The organism is Streptosporangium vulgare, from assembly GCF_042428775.1.
Lineage (GTDB): Bacteria > Actinomycetota > Actinomycetes > Streptosporangiales > Streptosporangiaceae > Streptosporangium > Streptosporangium vulgare.
Genome location: NZ_JBHMBS010000011.1, coordinates 197,764 through 221,520, shown reverse-complemented (window position 1 = coordinate 221,520; position 23,757 = coordinate 197,764). Strand labels below are relative to the sequence as shown.

Here is a 23,757-nt window from a genome sequence, read left to right as displayed (position 1 = left end):
CGACTAAGTTAGTTGACTGACTTAGTAGACCATAGCCACGCATCGCGCCGGCTGTCTACACTTGTGAGTGAGATGACTGACTCAGCCAAAACGAAGCGGGGCAAGCGGGAGCGGCTCGTGGCCGCCGCCTCCCAGGTCCTGCACCAGCAGGGTGTCGAGAAGACGACGCTGGCCGACATCGCCCGCGTGGCCGAGGTCCCCCTGGGCAACGTCTACTACTACTTCAAGACCAAGGACCAGCTCGTCGAGGCGGCGATCGACGCGCACGCGCTCGGCTTCCGGGCGATGACCGCCTCGCTCGACGCGCACACCGGCCCCCGGGACCGCCTGAAGGCGCTCCTGCGCGGCTGGATCGAGCAGCGCGAGGTCACCGCGCGGTACGGCTGTCCCACCGGGACCCTCTGCTCGGAGCTCGACAAGCGCACCGACGGCCTCGACCGCGCCGCGGCCGAGGTCATGCGGCTGCTGATCGACTATGCCGAGCGGCAGTTCAGGGCGATGGGCCGCGCCGACTCCCACGAGCTCGCGATCGCCCTGGTCGCCGCCTACCAGGGCATCTCGCTCCTCACCAACACCTTCAGGGACCCCGAGCTCATGGCCGTGGAGGGCCGTCGCCTGGAGCGCTGGATCGACTCGCTCGCCTGAGGGGTGCCACCGGACGTCCCCGGCTCGGCACCGGCCGGCCACCGGGGACACACCCGGAGGAAGAACCCCCGCTCAGCCGACACGGCGGGCGACGTACAGGATCCGGTCGTGGGCGTCCTCGTCGGCCGGCTCCCGCGCCGACGTCCCCTCCAGCCCGCGGGTGGCCACGACGCGCAGCCCGGCCCGCTCGGCCACCCGGCGCACCGTCCGGTCGGAGTGGTGCCGCTGCGCGTGCCGCATCGACACCCGATCCCAGCCGGCGCCGGCCCGCTCGAACAGGTCGAACTGGGTGACCACGACCGCGTCGGCCTCGATCCGCGGGGACACCGCGAACCACGCCACGTACCGGTCCCCGCGGTCGGCGACCGTGGGGACGCCGAACGCGCGCCGGTAGTAACCGATGGTGCTCAGGTCGAAGACCAGCACCCCGTCCCTCGCGAGCTGGCCGCGCGCGGACGACAGCGCCCGCCGCAGCTCGTCCGTGGTGGTCAGGTACGCCATCGGCAGATCCACGCAGGCGACCACGTCGAAGCCGGTCAGCCCCGGCGGGGGCTCCTGCAGCCGTCCCACCAGGAACCGGACGCCCTCCGCGCCGGGCCTGCTCCGGGCCATCGCCACCATCGCCGGGGACAGGTCGTAGCCGGTCACCTCGAACCCCCGCTCGCGGAAGGCGACGCTGCTGCGGCCGGTCCCGCACCCGGCGTCCAGCAGCCGCCGCCCGCCCGTGCCGTACCGATCGGCCATCTCCACGTATCGGTCCACCAGGGTGGCGGTGTCCATCCGCGCGTTCAGCTCGTCGTACCGGGCCGCGACGCTCTCGTACGCCGCCAGCGTCTCGTCCACATGCGTCATGAGCGCCTCCTGTGCGCGGACGTCCCGTCGAGGCCGCGCCGGGCCGTCGGGCCCGGCGCGGCCGGTGGGAGAGGCACTTACCAGATGAACCACGCCTGCCGGTTGACCCGGCGGCCGGTAACCCGGCGCAGCAACTTCCTCACGAAGTTCACCTCCTTTCCTGGTGGCCGTCGGCGGTCAGGGTCTGGCGGGGGTCCTGCGCAGCTGGAACGAGGGAGGGGTGATGATGCCCGCGACGTGGGGGCGTCCCCGGCCGCCGCGCACCTCCAGGCGGGCGCCGTCGGTCACGGCGGCGAGCAGGCCGGTGGCCAGGGTCTGCGCGACGGCGGCCCCGGCGCAGATGAACGGGCCGCCGCCGAAGGGCAGGTAGGGCCCGCGAGGGCCGGGGCCGTCCCACCGGCCGGGGTGGAACCGGGCGGCCTGCGGCCAGTGCCGGTCGTCGCGGTGCAGCAGGTAGACGCAGACCGACACGCTCTCCCCCGGTTCCAGCCGCACGCCGCCGACCCGGTGGGCGCGGAGCGCCGGGCGGCCCAGCAGCCACGCCACCGGCCACAGCCGCAGCGACTCCCGTACGGCCGACTCCGCGGACACGTCCGCCAGGTCGACATCGTGGGTCGCGGCCGACAGCAGCGCCCAGGCGACCACGTGGCCCACCGGCGCCACCGAGGTCCGGAACAGCAGGAGGTACACCTGGGCGACCTGCGCGGCGGGCGTGCCGGGCGGGGTGGCTCCGAGCACGGCGTCCAGCAGGTCACCGGGTCCGCCGGGCCCGCCGGGTCTCGCGCGGGCCCGCCGGGCGCGCACCTCACCGGTGACCGCCCGCACCACGCGCGCCCACAGCGCCGTCCGCGCCGCGCGTGCCGGCAGACCGGCGGGGCGGATCAGGACGTCGCGCTCCACCACCCGCGCCATCAGCTCCCGCAGCTCCGGCGGGCTGTCCGGGCGCAGCAACGCCCCGGCCAGGAACCGGTGCGCGGCGACGCGTCCGGCCGACGGCCACTCGCTCACCTCCCCCAGCTCCGCCACGACGGCGGGCAGCCGCTCGCGGTGGGCGGCCAGGTGGGCGCGCACGGTCGCCCGCGCCGCCCGCCCGATGGCGACCTGCGTCTCCCGAGGCCCCAGCCTGCCGCCGCGCACGTGGAAGAAGTCGGACACCTCGTCGTAGTTGCCCTCCTCGTCGTGCAGCACCCGCAGGGCCTCCACCGGGTCGGCCACGCACAGCGACCCGTCGTCGGGCAGCCGGAACACCGGGCCGTGCTCACGGGCCGCCCGCTCGACGAACCCCAGCGGGTCCCGGCGGTACCACCGCGCCGCCCCACCGGGCAGGCTCCCGGCCAGGCCCGCCCACGGCCGTCTCCCGCCGGGAGCGGCCCGATCCGACTCGCCGACCGCCGTCATCCCACCCCCACGCCGTCCGTGACCTCGGGTGTACGCGCGGATGGTGCCGTCCGCGCGCCCCGCCGGGAGAGCGGCGCCGCCCGCCACCTCCACCGGGCGGACGCGCGAACGACCGGGCCTCCGGGCCCGCCGGCACGCGGCGACGGTGAAAAGGACGACGCCGAACCAGGAACAGCGGAAGCCTATACCTGCGAGCCATTCTCACTGATCGCTGAGTGAACCATGGGAAATATAAGTGTTTTACTTACAGAATTGATCGAATAACCGCCGTGAAAGTATCCCGGAAAAGGGCCGTCCATTCCCGGTCCGGCGAGGTGGGAGCACATGTCCGCCCCATTTCACAAGGGCGCCGATCACCTATCTGCACGTCAGGGCCATGATCGCAACGCACTGGACTTCCCGCGTAACACCCCGTTACCTTTCCGGCCCCGGATCCGGCCGGTCACCCATCGGAGGTAAAAAACTTCCCCGCCTGTGGTTATGCATGCCGTAACAGCACCAAGTCTCACCCAGAGGAGTGGATTAGGGTCAGATATGTGAGCATCTCATCCCATGGTCCGCTGAAGCTGAGCGTTGGCGCGAGCACCGGCATGAAGATCGGCGCCACACTCCTGGCCATTCCCTTCGTCGGCATCCCGCTGTTCGTGATCTCGAAGCTCGAACAGGCCGTCCAGGTCTCCGCCGGAGGCTCCTCCCTCGAATCCCGGATCCTGATGGTGCCCTTCGTCGTGGTCCTGGTGGTCTTCCTCGTCGTCCTTCTCGGCATCTTCCGCTTCCGGGCGGAGATGGAGGGAAGCGTCGTGGAGGTCCACGGCGCGTTCACGACCCGCAGGGTTGACCTCGCGCGGGCCCACGTCTGGCTGGACTCCTTCCCCGAGTGCTCAAGGGCCCGCGACCTGACCGGCCGCCGGCTCCCCTACCTGTACCTGTACGCCCAGGAGCCGGGCGGCCGCAAAGTCCTGCTGCGGCTGCGCGCGGCGCGCGCCTTCCTGCCCCCGCGCGAACTGGCGGCCCTCGCGGACGCCGTCGAGTCGGGCCACCGGACCGGCCAGGAGGCCGAGCGGGCCCTCCGGACCGCCGACCTGCTCCGCCGCCTGAGCGCGGACCCCGCCGCCAGGGTCCCCTGACCCGCGCCGGCCCGATGATCCGGACCGGCCGATGACACCGATGACCACGATCCGGTGCAGGCGGGGCCCCCTGACCCGCGCCCGCCCACAGCCGTCCGGTCCGGGGCTTCGACGGGCCGGGACACAGGTCCTAGGGTTGGCCCGTGCTGCATCTACGCGTGATCAGTCCGGCTGAGCTGTCGGACAAGGTGCTGGAGATCCTCGACGGGTGTGTCGGCGTCGTCAACATCGTCGTGTTCCCCGGTGCCGCGCGCTCCCCCGCCGGTGACCTCGTCCAGTTCGACATCGCCCGCGAGGCCGCCAACGAGGTGATCGAGCGGCTCCAGGAGCTCGGCCTGCACACGGAGGGCTCGATCGCGGCCGAGCAGGTCGACCTGTCGATCTCGGAGGTGGCCGAGCGCGCCCAGGAGGAGGCGCCCGGCGACGGCGACGACGCGGTGGTCTGGGCGGAGTTCGCCCAGCGGGTCGACGAGGACACCCGGCTCACCTGGGCCTTCCTCGCGTTCCTCACGATCGCCACGCTGCTCGCGGCGATCGGCGTGATCGTCAACTCGCCGATCCTCATCATCGGCGCGATGGTGATGGGGCCGGAGTTCGGCGCGATCGCGGCCGTCTGCTTCGGCCTGCTCCGTACCGACAAAGACCTCATCGGCCGCGCGGCCAGGACCCTGGTCCTGGGCTTCGCCGCCGCCATCGCGATCACCTTCGCCTGCGCGCTGGCCTCGCGGGGGCTCGGCTGGATCGGAGTGCGCTCGCTCGGGACAGGGCACGAGGAGATCGAGTTCATCGTCAAGCCCGACAGGTGGTCGTTCATCGTCGCGCTGCTCGCCGGGGCCGCCGGGGTGCTCTCGGTCACCGCGGGCAAGTCGTCGGCCCTGGTCGGCGTCTTCATCTCGGTCACCACGGTCCCCGCCGCCGGATACTTCGCGGTCGCCGCCGCGCTGGCCCGCTGGGGCGACATGGCCGCCTCGGCCGTCCAGCTCGGGGTGAACGTCGCGGGCATGATCATTTCCGGGGCGGTGACGCTCCTCGTCCAGAAGGCGTACTGGTCCAGGTTCGGGATGAGGCTTCCGGCCCGTCCGGGTGGGAGTCAGCGGTAAAGAATTGCCCTTTCGGACGAGGCGAGACTCCTTCGTGTGACGGAGGTGCGCACCTGCGGCGACGGATAGTGTCCGAGCATGACTATCCTCGCCACCGAGGGACTAACCAGACGTTTCCCCCGGGTGACGGCGCTCGACCAGCTCACCGTCACCGTCGGCCCCGGTGTGACCGGCCTGGTCGGCGCCAACGGCGCGGGCAAATCAACGCTGATCAAGATCCTGCTCGGCCTGCTCGAACCCAGCGCGGGAAGCGCCCAGGTGCTGGGCATGGACACGACGACCAGGGGAGCGGAGATCCGCCGCGTCGTGGGTTACATGCCGGAGCACGACTGCCTGCCGCCCGACCTGTCCGCCACCGAGTTCACCGTTCACATGGCCCAGATGTCGGGCCTGCCGCGCACCGCGGCCCGCGAGCGCGCCGCCGACGTCCTGCGCCACGTGGGGCTGTACGAGGAGCGCTACCGGGCGATGGGCGGCTACTCCACCGGCATGAAGCAGCGCGTCAAGCTGGCCCAGGCCCTGGTGCACGACCCGCGCCTGGTCCTGCTGGACGAGCCCACCAACGGCCTCGACCCGCGGGGCCGCGACGAGATGCTCTCGCTGATCCGCAGGATCGGCTCCGAGTTCGGCATCAGCGTGCTGGTCACCTCCCACCTGCTGGGCGAGCTGGAGCGGGTCTGCGACCACGTCATCGTGATCGACGGCGGCAAGCTGCTGCGCTCCTCGGCCATCGGGGAGTTCACCCAGATCACCCAGACCGTCACCGTCGAGGTCGAGGAGGGCCAGGACGCGCTGGCGGCCCGCCTGACCGAGCTGGGCGAGACCGTCACCCCGCACGGCAGGCTGCTGCTCGTCCACGTCCGCGCGCCGGAGACCTTCGACACGCTCCGCGACACCGTCTGCGAGCTCGACCTCTGCCTCGTGCGCGTGGAGCAGGGCCGCCAGCGCATCGAGGACGTCTTCAGGGAGCCGGTCAATGTCTGAGTCCATGTCCGGGTCCATGGCCGAGCCCATGGCCGAGCCCACGGGCGTCATCCACGACATCGGGTACCGCCACTACGAGGGACCGCGGCTCGGCCGCGGCCACGCCACCGCCGCGCTGACCCTGCACAGCCTGCGCGGGATCTTCGGGCTCGGCCGCACCGCCCGCTCGAAGATCATCCCGTTCGCGCTCGTGGGCGTGATGCTCCTGCCCGCGGTCGTCTCCATCGCGATCATGGCGCTGGTCAAGCAGGAGGGGATGCGCTACACCGAGTACGCCGTCGTCATGCAGGCCGTGCTCGCGATCTTCCTGGCCTCGCAGTCGCCGTACGCCGTCGCGCCCGACCTGCGCTTCCGGGTGCTGCCGCTCTACCTGTCGCGCCCGGTGACGATCCGGGACTACGTCGGGGCGAAGCTCGCGGCGATGACGACCGCCATGTTCCTGCTGCTGGCGACCCCCCTCACCGTGCTCTACATCGGCGAGGTGGTCATCGACCTGCCCGGCGACACGCACACCGCCGCGTACCTCACCAGCATGGCCGGCGCGGTCGGCTACGCGCTGCTGCTGGCCTGCCTGGGCGTGGCCATCGCCTCGTTCACCCCCAGGCGCGGCCTGGGCGTGGCCGCGGTCATCGCCTTCTACCTGCTCGCCTCCGCCGTGTCGACCGTGCTGTTCGCGACGCTGGAGTCGATGGGCGACGACGCCACCGCGGCGTGGGCGTGGCTGATCAACCCGTTCTTCCTGGTGGACGCCGCCGTCCACGTCGGGATCTTCGGGGCGGCACCCACCGCGGGCGTCGTCTACCCCGAGAGCGGCGGCGCCCTGGCCGCGGGCGTGATCATGATCGCGCTGATCGCCCTGTCCCTCACGGCCCTGATCGCGCGCTACCGTAAGGCGGCCTCCCGATGAAGATCGAACTGGCCCAGGCCTCCCGCTGGTACGGCAACGTGGTCGCCGTCAACGACATCACCATGACCGTCGGCCCCGGCGTCACCGGCCTGCTCGGCCCGAACGGCGCGGGCAAGTCCACGCTGCTGCACATGATGGCCGGGTTCCTCGCCCCCTCCGGCGGCACCGTCACCCTCGACGGCGACCGCATCTGGCGCAACCACGAGATCTACCGCTCCGTCGGCCTGGTCCCCGAGCGCGAGGCCGTCTACGGCTTCCTCACCGGCTGGCAGTTCGTGCTGTCCAGCGCCAGGCTGCACCGCCTGCCCAACCCCGACGACGCCGCCCGCAAGGCGCTCGCCCTGGTGGAGATGGAGAGCGCCAAGGACCGCAGGATCGAGACGTACTCCAAGGGCATGCGCCAGCGCGTCAAGGTGGCCGCGGCCCTCGTCCACGACCCGCAGGTCCTGCTGCTCGACGAGCCGTTCAACGGCATGGACCCGCGCCAGCGCCTGCACCTGATGGACCTGGTCCGCGCCATGGGCACCGCGGGCAAGACCATCCTGTTCAGCTCGCACATCCTGGAGGAGGTGGAGCGGGTCGCCCAGCACATCGAGGTGCTGGTCGCCGGACGTCACGCCGCCTCCGGGGACTTCCGCGAGATCCGCCGCCGGATGACCGACCGCCCGCACCTGTTCCGGGTGCGCTCCAGCGACGACCGCCGCCTGGCGTCCGCGCTGATCGCCGACGCCTCCTCGGGCTCGGTCTCGCTGACCGAGGGGGGCCTGGAGGTGCACGCCGTCGACTTCCGGCGCTTCACCCGGCTGCTGCCCAGGGTGGCCAAGGACGCGGACATCCGGATCCTGCAGGTCTCCCCCGCCGACGAAGACCTGGAGAGCGTCTTCTCCTACCTGATCAACAGGAGCAGCTGACCATGAACGGTGTCATCGCCGGAATCTCCTACCGGGCGCTCCTCGGCCGCCGCCGGATCTGGCTGCTGATCATGCTGCCCCTGGTGCTGGTCGCCATGGCCGCCCTGTTGAAGTTCATCGGCGCCGCCGACGAGCGGACCGCGGTCACGCTCATGCGGACCTTCGCCATCGGCACCATGCTGCCGCTGCTCGGCCTGATCGCGGGGACCGGGGTGATCGCCCCCGAGATCGACGACGGCACGATCGTCCACCTGCTGTCCAAGCCGATCTCCCGCCCGGTGATCGCGCGGACCAAGTTCGTGGTCGCCGCCTCGATGCTCGCGCTGTTCGCCGCCGTACCGACCTTCGTCGCGGCCTACCTCCTGGTCAACCTCGAATCCGGCATCGCGTACGGCTTCGCGCTCGGCTCCCTCGTCGGCGGGATCGCGTACGCGGCGGTGTTCATGCTGCTGGGCGTGCTGACCCGGCACGCGGTCACGATCGGCATCGTCTACGCGCTCGTCTGGGAGGGCGTGGTCGGCAACTTCGTGCCCGGCGCCCGCAGGTTCTCCATCCAGCAGTGGGCCCAGACGATCGCCGACCAGCTGTCGTCCTCGGCGTTCTTCTCCACCGAGATCGCCCTGAGCTTCGCCGTCCCCGCCCTCGCCGTCGTCACCGTCGGCGCGGTCATCTGGGCGGGCAGGCGCCTGCGCAGCTTCTCCCTCACCGGCGACGAGTAGCCCCGGGGCGGCCGGACGGTCGGACGGCCGGACGGTCGCCGGGGTTCAGCCCGACCCGCCAGAGCCGGGGAAGCGCGCCGACCGGCGTCCTGCTGGCCGCCCTCCAGGGTGACAAGCACACCTTGTGGCCGCCGGCCACGACGGAACGCTCCCGGCGATGGCCGGCGGGGGTCAGGACGACGGGCACATGAAGACGGCGGGCACATGAAAGAGCACGGCCCGCACCGGAGGTGCGGGCCGTGCTCTTCTCGCGTTCTCCCGGTCCGGGCGCAGGCCGTCTCCGGGTTCAGACGGTCTCCGGGGCTAGACGCAGGCCGTGCGGACGACCTCGGCCAGCCGGCCGGCCAGCTGCTCGGCCTGTTCCGCCGAGGCCGCCTCGACCATGACGCGGATCATCGGCTCGGTGCCGCTCGGCCGGATCAGCACCCGCCCGGTCTCCCCCAGCTCCGACTCCGCGGCGCTGACCGCGGCGGTCAGCTCGGGCGCCGAGGCCTTGGACCGGTCGACGTCCTTCACGTTGACCAGGACCTGCGGCAGGCGGGTCATCACCGAGGCCAGCTCGGCCAGCGACTTCTTCTCCCGCGCCACGACCGCCAGCAGGTGCAGCGAGGTCAGCAGGCCGTCCCCGGTGGTGGCGTGGTCGAGCATCAGGACGTGGCCGGACTGCTCGCCACCGAGGTTGTAACCCCCGGCCCTCATGGCCTCCAGGACGTAGCGGTCGCCCACGGCGGTCTCGACGACGTCGACACCGGCGTTCTTGAGCGCGATCTTGAAGCCCAGGTTGGACATGACCGTCGCCACCACGGTGTCACCGGCCAGCTTCCCCTCGGCGCGCATGGCCATGGCCAGCACGGCCATGATCTGGTCGCCATCGATGATCTCACCGGTGTGCGAGACGGCCAGGCAGCGGTCCGCGTCGCCGTCGTAGGCGATGCCCACGTCCGCGTTGCGGGAGACCACGATCTGCTGGAGCTTGTCCAGGTGGGTGGAGCCGACCCCCGCGTTGATGTTGAGACCGTCGGGGCGCGCCCCGACCGTCTCCACGGTGGCCCCGGCCCGCAGCAACGCCTCGGGAGCCACCATGTGGGCGGCGCCGTGGGCGCAGTCGAGGACCACGTTCAGGCCGTCGAGACGGCCGTTCACGGTCGACAGCACGTGGGACACGTAGCGGTCGGCCTCACCGTACGCCTCGCGTACGCGGCCGACCGAGGCACCGACAGGACGCTCCCACTTCTCGCCGAGCCGCTGCTCGATCTCGTTCTCCACCGTGTCGGGCAGCTTGTAGCCGCCCCGGGTGAGGAACTTGATCCCGTTGTCGGGGGCCGGGTTGTGGGAGGCGGAGATCATCACGCCCATGTCGGCTCTGAGAGCCGTCGTCAGGTAAGCGACCGCCGGGGTGGGCAGCACGCCGAGCCGGAGAACGTCCACACCAGACGACGCGAGGCCGGCGACCACCGCGGCCTCCAGGAATTCTCCTGAAGCCCGAGGGTCCCGGCCCACGACGGCGACGGGACGGCCACGCCGCCCGACGCTGGTATTGAACGCCCCGGCATCGCCGAGGACATGAGCCGCGGCCACGGACAGGTCCATGGCGAGCTCGGCCGTGAGGTCGCGTCCAGCGACCCCACGTACCCCGTCGGTGCCGAAAAGGCGCCCCAACGCTTAACGCTTGCTGTACTGCGGAGCCTTGCGGGCCTTCTTGAGGCCGTACTTCTTGCGCTCGGTGGCGCGGGCGTCACGGGTCAGGAAGCCGGCCTTCTTCAGCGGCGGGCGGTTGACCTCGACGTCCAGCGCGGTCAGCGCGCGGGAGAGACCCATGCGCAGGGCACCGGCCTGGCCGGTCACGCCGCCGCCGTTGATGCGGGCGATGACGTCGAACTGCTCCTCGGCACCGAGCACCACGAAGGGCTCGTTGACGATCTGCTGGTGGACCTTGTTCGGGAAGTAGTTCTCAAGCGTACGACCGTTGATCGTCCACTTGCCGGTGCCCGGCACGATGCGCACGCGGGCCACGGACTCCTTGCGACGGCCAGTGCCGTACGAGTTGCCGGTGGTGATGGGCTTGCGGACGGCGACGTCGCCGCTGGCGGTGGACTCGGAGGTGTACTCGGAGGGGAACTCCTCCGCGGAGTACGCTTCCTGCTCGCCCTCGACGGGCGTCTCGACACCGGTGGACTCAGCCACGGTTCTCCTCTAACTTTCCTACTCGGCGTCGGCCATCGGCCAACGCTGCTGGCGACAAGCAGCTAGTGACTACTGGGCGATCTGGGTGAGCTCGAAAGACACCGGCTGCTGCGCCTGGTGCGGGTGCTCGGAACCGGCGTAGACCTTGAGCTTCTTGATCATCTTCCGGCCGAGAGCGTTCTTGGGCAGCATGCCCTTCACGGCCTTCTCGACGGCGCGGTCGGGACGCTTGTCCATGAGCTCGCCGTAGGTCATGGAGCGCAGACCGCCCGGGTAGCCCGAGTGGCGGTAGGCCTTCTTCTGCTCAAGCTTGTTACCGGTCAGCGCGACCTTGTCGGCGTTGATGACGATGACGAAGTCACCGGTGTCGACGTGGTTGGCGAAGGTCGGCTTGTGCTTACCGCGAAGCAGGATCGCGACGTGGCTGGCCAGCCGGCCAAGCACGATGTCGGTGGCGTCGATGATGTGCCACTGACGCTCGACTTCGGCAGGCTTGGGTGTGTACGTGCGCACGGTCGTATGCCTTCTTTGGTCGCGTCTTCGGCGCTGTCGGAAAGGACAGCAACATGGTCGGTAGGTGCGGGCACACGACAGCCCGGACCTTCCGTCTCCATGAAAAGAGGAGATGACGCCGGACGCGCCGCGTATCGGTCTACGAAGGAGACCAATTCGCACACAACGAACTAGCAGGATACCGGCGCGGGAGAGTGCATTGCAAAATGATCATGACTCTCCGCCGGTATCCCTCGAAGTCTACCCGCCCTCGGGCGATGCCCGGAAACCGCCACGCGGGACCACGGGTCCGACGCCACCAGGCGAGGCCGTCACGGGGCCGTCACCAGGACCTGGACCCGGCGGACGCGCCCTCCCGGGGAGGACTCGGGACGACGATCTCGGGGCCGCCGCATCGGAACCTTCACGGAACGGTTCCAACATGTTCTCAGCATTCCCTTCTTCCTCACCTCAAACATCTCTATCTTTGATAGCGGTATGTGGCAGCTTCCTCACCCCGGGCATACCCAGCGAGCGCGCCTGCGTCGCATGGGGGTGTTCGCGTGCCTGCTCGCCGTTCTGCTGGTCGGTTTCGTCATCGGCCGGGGCAGCCGCGACGAGAACGCCGCGGACCAGATCTACCTGAACGACACCGGGCCGGCGAGGCCCACGCCCAGCGGCGCCCTGGCCGGGCAGGTCGAGCGCGCCCCGCTCTCCCGGGTCGCCCGCGCCTCCGCCGCCCCCACCACCCCCCAGGACCGGCGCCCGCGCCCCACCCCGAGCGCCGACGCGTCCCCCGGCGGCTCCGGGGAGGACGGCCCCTCCCGTTACCTGCTCAACGGCGACGGCGACGGCGGCGCCACCTCCGCCCTAGGCGCGATGGAGCGCGAGGTCGTCCGGCTCATCAACATCGAGCGCAGACGGGCCGGGTGCGCGCCGCTCCGGACCGACAGGCGGCTGACCGCGTCGGCCAGGAGGCACTCGGCCGGAATGGCGGCCGCCGGAAGCCTCTCCCACACCTCCGCCGACGGCACGTCCCCCTGGGAGCGGATGGAGGCCACCGGCTACCGCGACGGCGGCGCGGAGAACATCGGGCGTGGCTACACCTCCCCCGACGAGGCGGTGCGCAGCTGGATGGGAACCAGCGGCCACCGGCGCAACATCCTCAACTGCGAGCTCACGGCCACCGGGGTCGGGGCCGTCCAGGGTCCCGACGGGCCCTGGTGGACCCAGGACTTCGGATACTCCTGAGCCAACCGGCTCCGATACCGAGCTACGCTCGGCGCATGGGTTTTCCCGTGGAGCCACCGCGTCGCCAGCCTTACGACCGGCCTGACGCGCCGCCGCCCGCGCAGGGCCAGCACTGGTTCGACGCCTCGCCGAACAACCGCCCCCCAGAGCCCTCTCCCCAGGCCACCCAGCCCGCCGGGCCGCGAGGACGTCCCGCGAAGCCGCCCAAGGAGCGGCCCCGCCAGGAGATGTGGAGCCCGTACGACGAGGGGCCCCGCTCACGCCGCCCGATCTTCATCGCGGCCGGGGCGTTCGCCGCGCTGGTCGCCGCGGGCATCGGCCTGGCCGTACTGGCCAACTCCGACCCCGCCCCGGTGCCCGGCGCGGCGGACCCCACCGCCGAGGCCCCCCTCCTGCCGCCCTCCAGCACCGCGGAGGGCAAGTTCGGCTTCGCCTCCTCCCGCGCCGGCGACCCGCACCTTCTCACCCTGAACGAGGTGTTCAAGCGCAAGAAGGTGAAGATCGGCGGGCAGACCTACCTGATGACCACGCGCAGGACCGACAAGAAGTGCGACAAGGCGGTGGTCGGGGAGAAGCTCCAGAAGGCCCTCGTCGCGGCCAAGTGCAACCAGCTCCTGCGGGCGAGCTTCCGCGACGCCTCAGGGAAGATCATCGGCACCGTGGGGGTCGCCAACCTCAAGACCTCGGCGGGAGCGTCCAAGGTCGTCTCGGTCGGCTCCGGCAAGGAGCGGGAGGAATACCTCAAACCGCTGCCAGGTAAGGATAAGGTCACCAAACTTCTCGGCACCGGCGAGGCCTTCGTGGGCGAATGGCGCCACGGGCACTACGCGGTAATGGTCTGGTTCCAGTACAAAGACGGCCACCTGCCGAAGAAGACCGAGGTCAAGAAGCTGAACCAGGCGGCCTTCGGCACGGCGGACGCGACCATCACCCCCGCCCTGGAGTCACGGTCGCTGACCGGAAAACGGCCTTGACCACAAGGTCATACTGACACTTTGGGGCACGAATCCGGCAGACGATGCGGCCATACTCGCATGACGATCTCCGGCTGTCGCTAGGCTGCCCCGTATGCGTGGCCAGGAATCCGGGTCCGAGCACCAACGTGAAGCCGAGGGTTCGGCAGCGCCGGCGACGCCGCCGCCGAGTTTCGGCCAGCCCTCGCCCCACGTGCTACGGACCGATCTCACAGGTGACGAGCAGCCCCACAGCCCTTCCGCGTGGCCGGAGGCGGCCCCCGGGGCGGCTCAGCCATGGACGGTCCCCGGCGACGGGGCCCCCTACGACTGGTACGCCCAGCCGGAGGACGACCCGCCCGCCCCCTGGCCCGGCTCCTCGCACCCCGCGCCCCGGCCCGAACCGCTCCCGCACCCGGAACCCTCAGGTCTCCCGCGACCCGAGTTCTCCCCCGAGCCCTCCGGCCCCGCCAGGCCCGGCTTCCCGCCCGGCCCCCCGGGGAGCGCCCGGCCGGATCTGCCCTCCGAGCTCTCGGGCCCGCGCCCCGAGTTCCCAGACCCGCGCCCCGGGTTCCCGCCCGGCCCCTCGGGCCCCACCTGGTCCGAGTTCTCCCGGCCCGACCCGGCCCCCCCGGCGTGGATCAACTCCCCCACGCCCCCGGAGCCCTCCCCTCCCGCCTGGCCGGCACCGCCGAGCACGCCCGACTCCCCGGGCCCGTCCTGGCCCGGCACCCCCGCCTCCGACGCGACCTCCCCCGCCTGGCCACCCCCGCTCCGGGACGACTCCTCCCCCGCCTGGCCGTCTCCCGGCGACCAGCCGTCGGCGCCCTGGCCCGGCCCTCCCGGGCCCGGCGATCCTCCCGGCCCGGCGTGGCCCGGCGCCTCCACCGCCTCTGACGCGACCTCTCCCGCCTGGCCGGCACCGCCGAGCACGCCCGACTCCCCGGGCCCGTCCTGGCCCGGCACCCCCGCCTCCGACGCGACCTCCCCCGCCTGGCCACCCCCGCTCCGGGACGACTCCTCCCCCGCCTGGCCGACGGACCCGGCCGCCCCTTCGCGGCCCGGCGGGACCGGCGAGGGCGAGCGCCACGAGCACGGCGGTCCCGCACCCGGAAACGACCAGCCGCTGTCCACCGCGCCCATCGTGCCGGGCGCGCCTCCCTGGCAGCCGCCGCCCGCCTTCACGGCCGCGGCCGCGGGCATGCAGGTCTGGCCCTCGTCCGGCCAGGAGGCCCCCTGGCCCGCCGCGACCGGCGAGCCGGTGTGGACGACCGACCCCGAGGAGAGCGCCGCCCGCCCTGGGGAGCCGGGCGACGTCGCCGTATGGCCGCCGGACGCCGTCCCCCACCAGGAGCCGGGCGAGAGCGGCGACACCACGGTCGACGTCCGCGCCACCGGGTCCGCCGCGCCGGGGCACCCCGAGCAGGGGGACCTCCTGGAGACCGGCCACGGCCTCGCGCCCCAGCGGAACCCGCTCGCCGGGCAGCCCCCCGCGCAGGCGTCTCCCCAGCAGTCCACCTCGCCCTCACCGGCCGGCCCCCCGGCCGAGCCCCTTCCCTTACCGGCCGGTTCCGCTCCGGCGGCCCGGCCCCCCATGACCGCGCCCATGACAGCGCCCATGGCCCAGCCCGTCACCCGACCGGAAGCGGAGCCGACCTCGCCGGTGCCCACGCCGCCCCTCGAACAGGCCGCCCCCGACCGGACGCCCTCCCAGGCCGGCGACCCCGGTCAGACGGCCGCGCAGCCCTTCCCCGTCTCCGACGCGACCCCGCCGGGCGGCATCCCCGTCATCACCGGCGTCGCCCCGCCGTTCCCGGTCCTCCCGCCCCCGCAGGCGCCCTCCGCGCCGGCGGGCGAGTCGACGGCGGTCCTCGGGACCACCCCGGCGACGACGCGCGGGGCGTTCACCCCGCTCTCGGCCTTCACCCCCGAGCCCCCGCCCCCGCCCCCCGCGCCGGCCCGCAGCAGGGCGAGTACGACGCTGATCGCGGCCGTGGTCGCGGTCGTCGTGGTCGGCATCGGCACCGGCGCCTTCTTCGCCTACCGGTCGTTCAGCGCCAAGCAGTCGGCGACCGCGACGGATCCGATCCCCAGCTCCGGAACCCTCGACCCCACCGACGACCTGGACATCACCGGCGAGCCCGAGCCGATCAACACCACGATGCTCAACTCGGAGAAGACCGACCCGGGCACGATGACCGTGGCCGACGCCTTCGGCAAGAAGGTGTCCGTGGCCGGGACGACGTTCACCAGGGTCAAGACCGACGTCACCGAGCAGTGCCAGAAGGCCGCGTCCGGCAAGTTCGCCGGCACCCTGCGCACCCAGGACTGCCGCCGGGTGCTGCGGGCGACGTACGTGGACAGCAAGCGGAGATACGCCGTCACCACGGGGATCGCCGTGCTGCCCACCCGCGAGTCCGCGGTCGCGGCCGACAAGGCCAAGAACCTCGGCAGCAACCTCTGGTTCCGCGGCCTGCCCTCGGCCGCGGGCACGGGCGGCGAGCGGGTGCACATCGCGGGCGGCTACGCGGCCGGGATGGTGTGGGGCCGCTACATCGTGTTCAGCTACGCCACCTTCAGCGACGGGCACACGCCGACCGCGAAGGAGAAGGGCCTGGGCAAGGTCAGCGGCGCCTTCCGCGACCAGACCGCGAAGGTCGTGGAGCGCCGCGTCACGAGCTGAGCGTCCGCACCCGGCGGGTCTCCGCGGCCCGCCGGGCGAGCTCCTCGGCGCCGGGATAGCGCACCTCCTCCAGGCAGAGCCCGTGCGCGGGCGCGACGTGCACCCCCGAGTCCCGTACGGCCCTCGCCAGCACCCCTCCCGGCCAGTCGACCGGGAGCCGGCCCTCACCGACGGGCAGCAGCGATCCGACGAGCGCCCGGACCATGGAGTGGCAGAACGCGTCGGCCGTCACCGTCGCGACGACGAGCCCCTCCGAACGGACCCAGTCGAGCCGCTGGAGCTCGCGGATCGTGGTCGCGCCCTCGCGCCTCTTGCAGAACGCGGCGAAGTCGTGCTCGCCGAGGAGAGCGGCGGCGGCCTCGTTCAGCCTGTCCACGTCGAGCGGCCTGTTGTACCAGACGACCTCGCGGCGGCGGAGCGGGTCGACCCCGCCCGGGGCGTCGGAGATCCGGTAGGCGTACCGCCTCGACAACGCCGAGAACCGGGCGTCGAAGCCCTCAGGAGCCACCGTGACGAGACGCACACGCACATCGGGCGGCAGGACCCCGGCGAGCCTCCTGCGCATGGCAGAGAGCCTCTCGTCGAACTCCGCGAGCTCCGTGAGCTCCGGCGCGGATCCCGGCTCGGGTGCCTCGCCCCCGGCCCCCCTCCGGCGGTCGCGGCCGTCCAGGGCACCGAGCGCGCCGGGGTCCAGGTCGACGTGGGCCACCTGGCCGCGGGCGTGCACGCCCGCGTCGGTCCGCCCGGCCACGGTCAGCGCCGGGGGCTCGGCGAGCCGCAGGATCCTGCCGAGCGCCCCCTCGATCTCCCCCTGGACCGTACGCCGACCGGGCTGCTTCGCCCAGCCGGAGAAGTCGGTGCCGTCATAGGCGAGATCCAGCCTCAGCCGTACCACGATGGTTCCTTTCTGGAACTCTCACGGGCTCCCGTGGCCTCCGGCAGCCCTCCCCGGAACTCCCGGAAGGGCGTCCGGAGACCGTCCGGGAGACCGCCTGGAGAACGGAAAGGGCCCGGCACCCCCCGTGGAGGAGGTGCCGGGCCCGTTCACGGAGCCTGAAATCAACACAGACCTGAAGTCAGCGCAGATCTTGAAGTCAGCGCAGATCTTGAAGTCAGCGCAGATCTTGAAGTCAGCGCAGATCTTGAAGTCAGCGCAGAGCCTGGGATCAGGCGTTGTCCTTCTTCGCCTCGGTCTCCTCGGCGGGAGCCTCGGTCGTCTCCTCGGTGGTCTCGGCCTTGGCCTCCTCGACCTCGGCCTCCTTGGCCTCCGTCGCCTTGGGCGCGGTGGCCTTGGCGGCGGCGGCCGGGGTCTGGCCGACCTTGACCGTGTTCAGCGGCTCGGACACCAGCTCGATCACGGCCATGGGGGCGGCGTCGCCCTTGCGGAGACCGATCTTGGTGATCCGGGTGTAGCCACCGGGACGCTCGGCGAAGGTGGGAGCGATCTCGGTGAAGAGGTGGTGGACGACGCTCTTGTCCTTGACGATCGTCAGCACCTGGCGACGGTTGTGCATGTCGCCCTTCTTCGCCTTGGTGATCAGCTTCTCCGCCACCGGACGCAGACGCTTCGCCTTGGCCTCGGTGGTCTTGATCCGGCCGTGCTGGAACAGCTGGGTGGCGAGGTTCGCCAGGATCAGCCGCTCGTGGGCCGGGCTGCCGCCGAGACGGGCACCCTTGGTGGGCCTAGGCATAACGTTCTCCTTGGGAGTAAACCCGCCCCGGCCGTACGAGGTACCGGGGTCGGGCCGGGGGCCGGAGGGCCTCCGTCATCGTGAAACTCGGTGACACCCGGGGCGACGAGGAGTCACCCGGTGTCGCGAGACGCCCGCGAGACACCGCGGGACGTCCCGGAACTCAGTACTGCTCGGTCTCGACGTACGCGCTGTCGTCGTCGTCGTAGCCGCCGCCGGCCACCGCGCTCGGGTCGAACCCGGGCGGGGAGTCCTTGAGCGCGAGCGTCATCTCGTGCAGCTTCTGCTTGACCTCTTCGATGGACTTGGCACCGAAGTTCCTTATGTCGAGCAGGTCCTGCTCGCTGCGGGCCACGAGCTCACCCACGGTGTGGATGCCCTCGCGCTTGAGGCAGTTGTAGGAGCGGACCGTGAGGTTCAGCTCCTCGATCGGCAGCGCCAGGTCGGCGGCGAGCGCCGCGTCCGTCGGCGACGGGCCGATGTCGATGCCCTCGGCCTCGACGTTCAGCTCGCGGGCGAGACCGAACAGCTCGACGAGGGTCTTACCGGCGGAGGCCACCGCGTCGCGGGGCTTCATGCACGGCTTGGTCTCGACGTCCAGGATCAGACGGTCGAAGTCGGTGCGCTGCTCGACTCGGGTCGCCTCGACCTTGTAGGTGACCTTGAGCACCGGGGAGTAGATGGAGTCGATCGGGATGCGGCCGATCTCCTGGCCCGGCTGCTTGTTCTGCGCGGCGGAGACGTAGCCGCGACCGCGCTCGACGGTCAGCTCCATCTCCAGCTTCGCCTTGCCGTTCAGGGTGGCGATGCGCAGCTCGGGGTTGTGCACCTCGACACCGGCCGGGGGCGCGATGTCGGCGGCGGTGACGTCACCGGGGCCCTGCTTGCGCAGGTACATCACCACGGGCTCGTCGTGCTCGGAGGAGACGACCAGGTCCTTGAGGTTCAGGATGATGTCGGTGACATCCTCCTTGACGCCCGGCACGGTGGTGAACTCGTGCAGCACACCCTCGATGCGGATGCTGGTCACGGCCGCGCCCGGGATGGACGACAGCAGCGTGCGGCGCAGCGAGTTGCCGATGGTGTAGCCGAAACCCGGCTCCAGCGGCTCGATGATGAACTTGGACCGGGTCTCCTCGAGGGACTCCTCAAGGAGGGAGGGACGCTGAGCGATCAGCATGGTGAGATCTCCCTTGCATGGCGACGCCCGCTATTTGACGCCGCTCGAACAACAGCATAGGTGCCGTACGGCTGATCGCCGCACGGCACCTGAGGAGCCGCTACTTGGAGTAGAGCTCGACGATCAACTGCTCCTGGACCTGGGTGTCGATCTGCTGACGGACCGGGAGCTGGTGGACCAGGACGCGCAGCGCGTCCGGGACGACGCCGAGCCACGCCGGGTACGTCTTGTCACCGGCGGTGGCGCGGGCCACCTCGTAGGGCAGGAGGTTGCGCGACTTCTCGCGGACCTCGACGATGTCGTGCTCGCGCACCCGGTACGACGGGATGTCGACCTTCTTGCCGTTCACCAGGATGTGGCCGTGACGGACCTGCTGGCGGGCGGCGTCGCGCGACTCCGCGAAACCGGCGCGGTAGACCACGTTGTCGAGACGGCTCTCCAGGATCTGGAGGAGGTTCTCGCCGGTCTTGCCGGTCTTGCGGTTGGCTTCCTCGTAGTAGTTGTGGAACTGCTTCTCGAGGACGCCGTAGATGCGGCGGGTCTTCTGCTTCTCACGAAGCTGGAGCTGGTACTCAGACTCCTTGGGACGACCGCGGCCGTGCTCACCCGGCGGGTAAGGACGGATCTCGATGGGGCACTTCGCGGACTCGCACTTCTTGCCCTTGAGGAAGAGCTTGGTCTTCTCCCTGCGGCAAAGCTTGCAGTCCGCACCCGTGTAACGAGCCATTTTCTATCTTCTCCTGGGCGTCAGACGCGACGGCGCTTGGGCGGACGGCAGCCGTTGTGCGGCACGGGGGTGACGTCCTGGATGGACCCGACCTCGAGGCCGGTCGCCTGCAGCGACCGGATCGCGGTCTCACGGCCGGAGCCGGGGCCCTTGACGAAGACATCGACCTTGCGCATGCCGTGCTCCATGGCGCGGCGGGCGGCGTTCTCCGCGGCCATCTGCGCCGCGAACGGGGTGGACTTACGAGAGCCCTTGAACCCGACGTGGCCGGCGCTGGCCCAGGAGATCACGTTCCCACTCGGGTCGGTGATCGAGACGATCGTGTTGTTGAACGTGCTCTTGATGTGGGCGTGCCCGTGAGCGACGTTCTTCTTTTCCTTGCGGCGCACCTTCTTGGGTGCACCCTGGCGGCTCTTAGGAGGCATTCTTTGCCTTCACTCCTGAGGTCTTCGGTCCTGCGGCTACGCGGACTACTTCTTACCGGGCTTCTTCTTGCCGGCCACGGTCTTCTTCTTGCCCTTACGGGTGCGTGCGTTGGTCTGCGTGCGCTGACCGTGCACGGGAAGGCCACGGCGGTGCCGAATGCCCTGGTAGCACTGAATCTCGATCTTGCGACGGATGTCGGCCTGAACTTCGCGACGGAGGTCACCCTCGATCTTGTAGTTCGCCTCGATGTAGTCGCGCAGCGGCACCAGCTCTTCGTCGGTCAGCTGGTGAACCCGCAGGTCGCCGTTGACGCCGGTGGCCTTGAGGGTTTCGAGCGCACGAGTGCGGCCGATTCCGAAAATGTAGGTGAGAGCGATCTCCAGCCGCTTGTCGCGGGGGAGGTCTACACCAACCAGGCGGGCCATGGTCGGGCATTCTCCTTCGTTGTGGCGGAGGTCCTGCGCCTCACTTCCCCTCCCCATGCCCGGGGTGAGGGCCCCGGCCTCCGACCGGGGGTCTCCTGCGGGGTACGGCGCGAGCCGCCGACGCAGGTGTGAGACACGATTACGTGAAAGCCCCACATGGATCGAGTCCGCCTCTTACGAGCGGACTCTCACGGGGCCTTGTTTGGAGCGACTAACCCTGGCGCTGCTTGTGGCGCAGGTTGTCGCAGATCACCATGACGCGACCGTGCCGGCGAATCACCTTGCACTTGTCACAGATCTTCTTGACGCTCGGCTTGACCTTCATAGTCCTATTCGTCCCTCAGACGCGCTTACTTGTATCGGTAGACGATCCGCCCACGACTGAGGTCGTAGGGGCTCAGTTCGACGACAACCCTGTCGTCAGGAAGGATCCGGATGTAGTGCATCCGCATCCGCCCGCTGATGTGGGCCAGGACCTTATGGCCGTTGTCGAGTTGCACCCGGAACATCGCGTTCGGGAGCGACTCAACCACAGTGCCCTCGATCTCGATGGCGCCGTCTTTCTTGGCCATGTCCCTCGCGTTTCACTGATCGGTCGTCTGAGGCTTCGGAACACTAAGCAGCCGCGACCCAGCGCTTCGATGAGAGCGGCGGTTGCGACACCGCCGATGCGCAATGGTCATAGTGAACCGAAGAAGGAGTGTACGGCACCGGGCGAGGAAATGCGAAACACACGGCCGGTACCTTGACACAACCGCTACAAAGGATACCGCAGATCCCGAGCGGGACGGACGGCACGGCTCGACGCGCGAATACTCGTGCCCCCATTGTGGCATGTCCGGCCAGGTCAGGCCAGCATCCCGGCAGCCGGGACGGGCGGACGCCGCCGTCCTGCACGGGAAAGCCCCGCCACCATGCCGCACGGGAAAGCCCTCCGGCGACCCGGCGCCGGAGGGCTTGTTCGGCCAACCTTATCGATCAATATTGCTTGACCGATCATCCTCGGCGGGCTCTTCTCGATCAGCACTCCTCGATCAACACCTCGGCATCCCGTCGAAGGGCCCCCGCCCCCACCGGATGATCTCGACCCCTCGGACCGTCTCCCCGAAACACGCGGGAGGAGATCAGAAGGCGTCGCCCCAGCCGCCGCAGTCGTCGAACCTGTCGGTGCCCTCGCAGACGCGGATCTTGAAGTCGTCGAAGCCGTTGCTCTTCTTGAACCCGCCGAACTTGCTGAAGCCGGAGTGGCCGAAGGTGCTGAACACCTTGCTGTGCGAGCCGAACCTGTCGTGCCACTTGAACCACACGTAGCTGCGCTGGCGGTCACGGTCGCGGTCGAACAGGTCGCCGTAGAACCAGTAGCGGCCACCGCTGCTGGTCCAGTAGCCCTTGAAGTAGGAGCGCCGGCCGAAGCTCTCGCCACCGCCGAAGCCCGAGTAGTACGGGCCGAAGAAGTGCTTGCTCGACGCCTGGGTCTCCTGGACCGCGACCGCGGACCCGGCCGAGGCCATCGCCGACGGGGCGGCGACCACGCCCGCGGCCAGCGAACCTGCCAGCGCCGCTCCGACCAGGGCTGTACGGATCTTGCTCATTGAATCTTCCTCCTGTGAACCGGGGTCCGGCTGTCCGGACACCGCTCACGTTAGGAAGATTCAATGGGCTTATCTGTGGAGGAATGCACACTCAACGCCCAGAGTGCACTATTACCGCTTCCTGTCCCGGTTCCTGTCGCGCGCCTGGCCACCGGCGATCGTGGTCACCAGCAACACCACGCCCCACGGGCCCATGACCCACAAAGGCCACGGGTACGGGAAGTCACCTGTTATCCCGATGATGAGCCAGATCATCCAGTTGACGCCGCTGGCCGTCGCCCAGGCGGCCCAGGCGGCCGCCAGGCCCTTGCTCTGCGCGTCCTTCTTTTTGTCCGCCTTGGTGCGCTCAGGGGCCCGGGAAGGGGTCTCGGGGAGCCGGCGCAGGTCGACGTCGGGAAGGTCGGAGGTGAGGACGGCGAGCTCGCCGTACGTCTTGCTGGTGTAGAGCTGTTCGAGGCGCTCGTCGAACTCCTCCGTGGTCAGTCGGCCCTGGGCGTAGTGCTCCCTCAGGACCGAGGCGATCTTGTCGCGATCTCCATCGGAGGCTCGCATCTCCGGACCAGCCGCCATGTCAACCACTTCCGCTCACCGATGGGCCCGAATCAGCCCATGTCTCCCAACAGTCCGGCAAGCCGCTCTTTCCCCCCGTCAAGGGCGGTCAATACCCAAGGCCCATTATGTGTCACGGCGACGCTGTGTTCGAAGTGTGCGGAGACCTTCCCGTCGATCGTGACCACGGTCCAGTCGTCGGCCAGCACCTTGGTCCGGTCCGTCCCGAGGTTGACCATGGGCTCGACGGCGAAGCACATGCCCGGCTCGAACTTCGGGCCCCGGCCGGGCTTGCCGTGGTTGGCCACCCACGGGTCCATGTGCATCTCGGTGCCGATGCCGTGGCCGCCGTACTCCTGCGGGATGCCGTAGCGCCCCTGGGAGCGGACGTACTTCTCCACCTCGTGTCCGATGTCGGACAGGTGGCGGCCCACGGTGAGCGCGGCGATGCCCCGCCACATGGCCTCCTCGGTGACCCGCATCAGCTCGGTCAGCTTGGGATCCACCTCGCCGATCGGGACCGTGATGGCCGAGTCTCCGTGCCAGCCGTCCAGGATGGCGCCGCAGTCGATCGAGATGATGTCGCCCTCCCGCAGCGGACGGCGGTCACTCGGGATGCCGTGGACGACCTCGTGGTTGACCGAGGCACAGATCGTCGCGGGGAAGCCCTGGTAGCCCTTGAAGGAGGGGATCGCCCCCTCGGCCCTGATCGCCTTCTCCGCGATCGCGTCCAGGTCCAGGGGCGTCATGCCCGGCTGGACGCTCTCCCGCAGGAGCTGCAGGGTACGGCCGACCACGAGGCCCGCCGCCCGCATCTTGTCCACCTGCTCGGGCGTCTTCATCTGGATTCCGTGCTTGTTCTTCTTGAACACGTGCACACCCCCTGAGGTGGTTCAACGGGCGGTCCGGGAGCCCAATTCCCCCGATTCTGCCCTAAATGACAGCACGCCACCCATGAGAA

Annotated in this window: 26 protein-coding genes; 10 read left to right on the top strand and 16 right to left on the bottom strand. The window is 70.4% G+C overall.

All coding sequences use genetic code 11. From position 1 onward, the window contains the following. Positions 1-72: 72 nt before the first annotated feature. Entirely contained in the window at positions 73-645 is a 573-nt protein-coding gene (locus tag ACFFRH_RS23935; protein WP_344746727.1) for a TetR/AcrR family transcriptional regulator, read from the top strand. Between the two features lie 72 nt (positions 646-717). Here the strand turns inward: ACFFRH_RS23935 and ACFFRH_RS23930 are convergent, their stop codons facing one another. Both ACFFRH_RS23930 and ACFFRH_RS23925 read right to left on the bottom strand, forming a co-directional pair. After that, the gene (locus ACFFRH_RS23930; RefSeq protein ID WP_386159610.1) at positions 718-1,497 is read right to left on the bottom strand and encodes a class I SAM-dependent DNA methyltransferase; all 780 of its coding nucleotides are present in this window, start codon (positions 1,495-1,497) and stop codon (positions 718-720) included. A gap of 177 nt (positions 1,498-1,674) precedes the next feature. Beyond that, complete coding sequence (locus ACFFRH_RS23925) at positions 1,675-2,895, bottom strand: cytochrome P450 (protein ID WP_386159608.1); 1,221 nt, start codon at positions 2,893-2,895, stop codon at positions 1,675-1,677. Between the two features lie 536 nt (positions 2,896-3,431). On the opposite strand from ACFFRH_RS23925, the gene ACFFRH_RS23920 reads away from it, so the two are divergent. The 6 genes from ACFFRH_RS23920 (at position 3,432) to ACFFRH_RS23895 (ending at position 8,643) form a co-directional block, all read left to right on the top strand. After that, complete coding sequence (locus ACFFRH_RS23920; RefSeq protein ID WP_344746724.1) at positions 3,432-4,022, top strand: hypothetical protein; 591 nt, start codon at positions 3,432-3,434, stop codon at positions 4,020-4,022. A gap of 143 nt (positions 4,023-4,165) precedes the next feature. After that, positions 4,166-5,122, top strand: coding sequence for a DUF389 domain-containing protein (locus ACFFRH_RS23915; protein ID WP_344746723.1), 957 nt, complete (start codon positions 4,166-4,168; stop codon positions 5,120-5,122). 78 nt (positions 5,123-5,200) lie between these two features. Then, positions 5,201-6,106, top strand: a complete 906-nt coding sequence (locus tag ACFFRH_RS23910; protein WP_386159603.1) for an ABC transporter ATP-binding protein — start codon at positions 5,201-5,203, stop codon at positions 6,104-6,106. Then, positions 6,099-7,013, top strand: coding sequence for an ABC transporter permease (locus ACFFRH_RS23905; RefSeq protein ID WP_344746722.1), 915 nt, complete (start codon positions 6,099-6,101; stop codon positions 7,011-7,013). Before ACFFRH_RS23910 ends, ACFFRH_RS23905 begins: the two co-directional genes overlap by 8 nt. Further along, positions 7,010-7,924, top strand: coding sequence for an ABC transporter ATP-binding protein (locus ACFFRH_RS23900; protein WP_344746721.1), 915 nt, complete (start codon positions 7,010-7,012; stop codon positions 7,922-7,924). The genes ACFFRH_RS23905 and ACFFRH_RS23900 overlap by 4 nt, the downstream gene beginning before the upstream one ends. Positions 7,925-7,926: 2 nt before the next feature. After that, positions 7,927-8,643 (top strand): ABC transporter permease, encoded by a 717-nt coding sequence (locus ACFFRH_RS23895; RefSeq protein WP_344746720.1) that lies wholly within the window; start codon positions 7,927-7,929, stop codon positions 8,641-8,643. Positions 8,644-8,946: 303 nt separating this feature from the next. Here the strand turns inward: ACFFRH_RS23895 and glmM are convergent, their stop codons facing one another. The 3 genes from glmM to rplM form a co-directional block, all read right to left on the bottom strand. After that, entirely contained in the window at positions 8,947-10,302 is a 1,356-nt protein-coding gene (gene glmM / locus ACFFRH_RS23890) for a phosphoglucosamine mutase (RefSeq protein ID WP_344746719.1), read from the bottom strand. Between the two features lie 3 nt (positions 10,303-10,305). After that, positions 10,306-10,827: a 30S ribosomal protein S9 gene (gene rpsI, locus ACFFRH_RS23885; protein ID WP_344746718.1), complete on the bottom strand. Its 522-nt coding sequence runs from the start codon at positions 10,825-10,827 to the stop codon at positions 10,306-10,308. Between the two features lie 69 nt (positions 10,828-10,896). Continuing rightward, the gene (gene rplM / locus ACFFRH_RS23880; protein WP_344746717.1) at positions 10,897-11,340 is read right to left on the bottom strand and encodes a 50S ribosomal protein L13; all 444 of its coding nucleotides are present in this window, start codon (positions 11,338-11,340) and stop codon (positions 10,897-10,899) included. A gap of 528 nt (positions 11,341-11,868) precedes the next feature. Between rplM and ACFFRH_RS23875 the strand changes: the two genes are divergently transcribed. From ACFFRH_RS23875 to ACFFRH_RS23865, 3 genes are all read left to right on the top strand, one after another. Beyond that, a complete protein-coding gene (locus ACFFRH_RS23875; protein ID WP_344746716.1) occupies positions 11,869-12,570 on the top strand; it encodes a CAP domain-containing protein in 702 nt (233 codons plus the stop codon). Between the two features lie 35 nt (positions 12,571-12,605). Next, positions 12,606-13,544 (top strand): hypothetical protein, encoded by a 939-nt coding sequence (locus ACFFRH_RS23870; protein WP_386159595.1) that lies wholly within the window; start codon positions 12,606-12,608, stop codon positions 13,542-13,544. Between the two features lie 193 nt (positions 13,545-13,737). Further along, the gene (locus ACFFRH_RS23865; protein ID WP_344746712.1) at positions 13,738-16,206 is read left to right on the top strand and encodes a hypothetical protein; all 2,469 of its coding nucleotides are present in this window, start codon (positions 13,738-13,740) and stop codon (positions 16,204-16,206) included. On the opposite strand, the gene truA is transcribed toward ACFFRH_RS23865, so the two are convergent. The 11 genes from truA to map all read right to left on the bottom strand — a co-directional run bounded on the left by truA (position 16,196) and on the right by map (position 23,668). Beyond that, positions 16,196-17,101 carry a tRNA pseudouridine(38-40) synthase TruA gene (truA, locus tag ACFFRH_RS23860; protein WP_344746711.1) on the bottom strand — a complete coding sequence of 302 codons (906 nt, stop codon included), beginning with the start codon at positions 17,099-17,101 and terminating at the stop codon, positions 16,196-16,198. The two genes, ACFFRH_RS23865 and truA, sit on opposite strands and share 11 nt — an antisense overlap. 271 nt (positions 17,102-17,372) lie before the next feature. Further along, positions 17,373-17,897, bottom strand: a complete 525-nt coding sequence (rplQ, locus tag ACFFRH_RS23855; RefSeq protein ID WP_344746710.1) for a 50S ribosomal protein L17 — start codon at positions 17,895-17,897, stop codon at positions 17,373-17,375. 163 nt (positions 17,898-18,060) lie between these two features. After that, complete coding sequence (locus ACFFRH_RS23850; RefSeq protein ID WP_089210160.1) at positions 18,061-19,077, bottom strand: DNA-directed RNA polymerase subunit alpha; 1,017 nt, start codon at positions 19,075-19,077, stop codon at positions 18,061-18,063. Between the two features lie 100 nt (positions 19,078-19,177). Continuing rightward, on the bottom strand, positions 19,178-19,804 hold the full coding sequence (gene rpsD / locus ACFFRH_RS23845; protein ID WP_030912875.1) for a 30S ribosomal protein S4: 627 nt from the start codon (positions 19,802-19,804) through the stop codon (positions 19,178-19,180). A gap of 20 nt (positions 19,805-19,824) precedes the next feature. Beyond that, positions 19,825-20,229 carry a 30S ribosomal protein S11 gene (gene rpsK / locus ACFFRH_RS23840; protein WP_012887860.1) on the bottom strand — a complete coding sequence of 135 codons (405 nt, stop codon included), beginning with the start codon at positions 20,227-20,229 and terminating at the stop codon, positions 19,825-19,827. Between the two features lie 45 nt (positions 20,230-20,274). After that, positions 20,275-20,655 carry a 30S ribosomal protein S13 gene (rpsM, locus tag ACFFRH_RS23835; protein ID WP_012887859.1) on the bottom strand — a complete coding sequence of 127 codons (381 nt, stop codon included), beginning with the start codon at positions 20,653-20,655 and terminating at the stop codon, positions 20,275-20,277. Positions 20,656-20,866: 211 nt separating this feature from the next. Next, a complete protein-coding gene (rpmJ, locus tag ACFFRH_RS23830) occupies positions 20,867-20,980 on the bottom strand; it encodes a 50S ribosomal protein L36 (protein WP_003956441.1) in 114 nt (37 codons plus the stop codon). A gap of 25 nt (positions 20,981-21,005) precedes the next feature. Further along, positions 21,006-21,227, bottom strand: a complete 222-nt coding sequence (gene infA, locus ACFFRH_RS23825) for a translation initiation factor IF-1 (protein WP_012887858.1) — start codon at positions 21,225-21,227, stop codon at positions 21,006-21,008. A gap of 552 nt (positions 21,228-21,779) precedes the next feature. Continuing rightward, complete coding sequence (locus ACFFRH_RS23820) at positions 21,780-22,247, bottom strand: hypothetical protein (protein ID WP_344746709.1); 468 nt, start codon at positions 22,245-22,247, stop codon at positions 21,780-21,782. A 111-nt stretch (positions 22,248-22,358) separates the two neighbouring features. Beyond that, positions 22,359-22,799, bottom strand: a complete 441-nt coding sequence (locus tag ACFFRH_RS23815) for a DUF1707 SHOCT-like domain-containing protein (protein WP_344746708.1) — start codon at positions 22,797-22,799, stop codon at positions 22,359-22,361. A gap of 50 nt (positions 22,800-22,849) precedes the next feature. Continuing rightward, positions 22,850-23,668 carry a type I methionyl aminopeptidase gene (map, locus tag ACFFRH_RS23810; RefSeq protein WP_344746707.1) on the bottom strand — a complete coding sequence of 273 codons (819 nt, stop codon included), beginning with the start codon at positions 23,666-23,668 and terminating at the stop codon, positions 22,850-22,852. Positions 23,669-23,757 lie beyond the last annotated feature (89 nt).

What these genes read in the sequence shown, in the direction of transcription:
- ACFFRH_RS23935 (WP_344746727.1), top strand. Translation starts at nt 73, where the DNA reads ATGACTGACTCAGCCAAAACGAAGCGGGGCAAGCGGGAGCGGCTCGTG.
- ACFFRH_RS23930 (WP_386159610.1), bottom strand. Translation starts at nt 1,497, where the DNA reads ATGACGCATGTGGACGAGACGCTGGCGGCGTACGAGAGCGTCGCGGCC.
- ACFFRH_RS23925 (WP_386159608.1), bottom strand. Translation starts at nt 2,895, where the DNA reads ATGACGGCGGTCGGCGAGTCGGATCGGGCCGCTCCCGGCGGGAGACGG.
- ACFFRH_RS23910 (WP_386159603.1), top strand. Translation starts at nt 5,201, where the DNA reads ATGACTATCCTCGCCACCGAGGGACTAACCAGACGTTTCCCCCGGGTG.
- ACFFRH_RS23905 (WP_344746722.1), top strand. Translation starts at nt 6,099, where the DNA reads ATGTCTGAGTCCATGTCCGGGTCCATGGCCGAGCCCATGGCCGAGCCC.
- ACFFRH_RS23900 (WP_344746721.1), top strand. Translation starts at nt 7,010, where the DNA reads ATGAAGATCGAACTGGCCCAGGCCTCCCGCTGGTACGGCAACGTGGTC.
- ACFFRH_RS23895 (WP_344746720.1), top strand. Translation starts at nt 7,927, where the DNA reads ATGAACGGTGTCATCGCCGGAATCTCCTACCGGGCGCTCCTCGGCCGC.
- ACFFRH_RS23875 (WP_344746716.1), top strand. Translation starts at nt 11,869, where the DNA reads ATGGGGGTGTTCGCGTGCCTGCTCGCCGTTCTGCTGGTCGGTTTCGTC.
- ACFFRH_RS23870 (WP_386159595.1), top strand. Translation starts at nt 12,606, where the DNA reads ATGGGTTTTCCCGTGGAGCCACCGCGTCGCCAGCCTTACGACCGGCCT.
- rplQ (WP_344746710.1), bottom strand. Translation starts at nt 17,897, where the DNA reads ATGCCTAGGCCCACCAAGGGTGCCCGTCTCGGCGGCAGCCCGGCCCAC.
- ACFFRH_RS23850 (WP_089210160.1), bottom strand. Translation starts at nt 19,077, where the DNA reads ATGCTGATCGCTCAGCGTCCCTCCCTCCTTGAGGAGTCCCTCGAGGAG.
- rpsD (WP_030912875.1), bottom strand. Translation starts at nt 19,804, where the DNA reads ATGGCTCGTTACACGGGTGCGGACTGCAAGCTTTGCCGCAGGGAGAAG.
- rpsK (WP_012887860.1), bottom strand. Translation starts at nt 20,229, where the DNA reads ATGCCTCCTAAGAGCCGCCAGGGTGCACCCAAGAAGGTGCGCCGCAAG.
- rpsM (WP_012887859.1), bottom strand. Translation starts at nt 20,655, where the DNA reads ATGGCCCGCCTGGTTGGTGTAGACCTCCCCCGCGACAAGCGGCTGGAG.
- rpmJ (WP_003956441.1), bottom strand. Translation starts at nt 20,980, where the DNA reads ATGAAGGTCAAGCCGAGCGTCAAGAAGATCTGTGACAAGTGCAAGGTG.
- infA (WP_012887858.1), bottom strand. Translation starts at nt 21,227, where the DNA reads ATGGCCAAGAAAGACGGCGCCATCGAGATCGAGGGCACTGTGGTTGAG.
- ACFFRH_RS23820 (WP_344746709.1), bottom strand. Translation starts at nt 22,247, where the DNA reads ATGAGCAAGATCCGTACAGCCCTGGTCGGAGCGGCGCTGGCAGGTTCG.
- ACFFRH_RS23815 (WP_344746708.1), bottom strand. Translation starts at nt 22,799, where the DNA reads ATGCGAGCCTCCGATGGAGATCGCGACAAGATCGCCTCGGTCCTGAGG.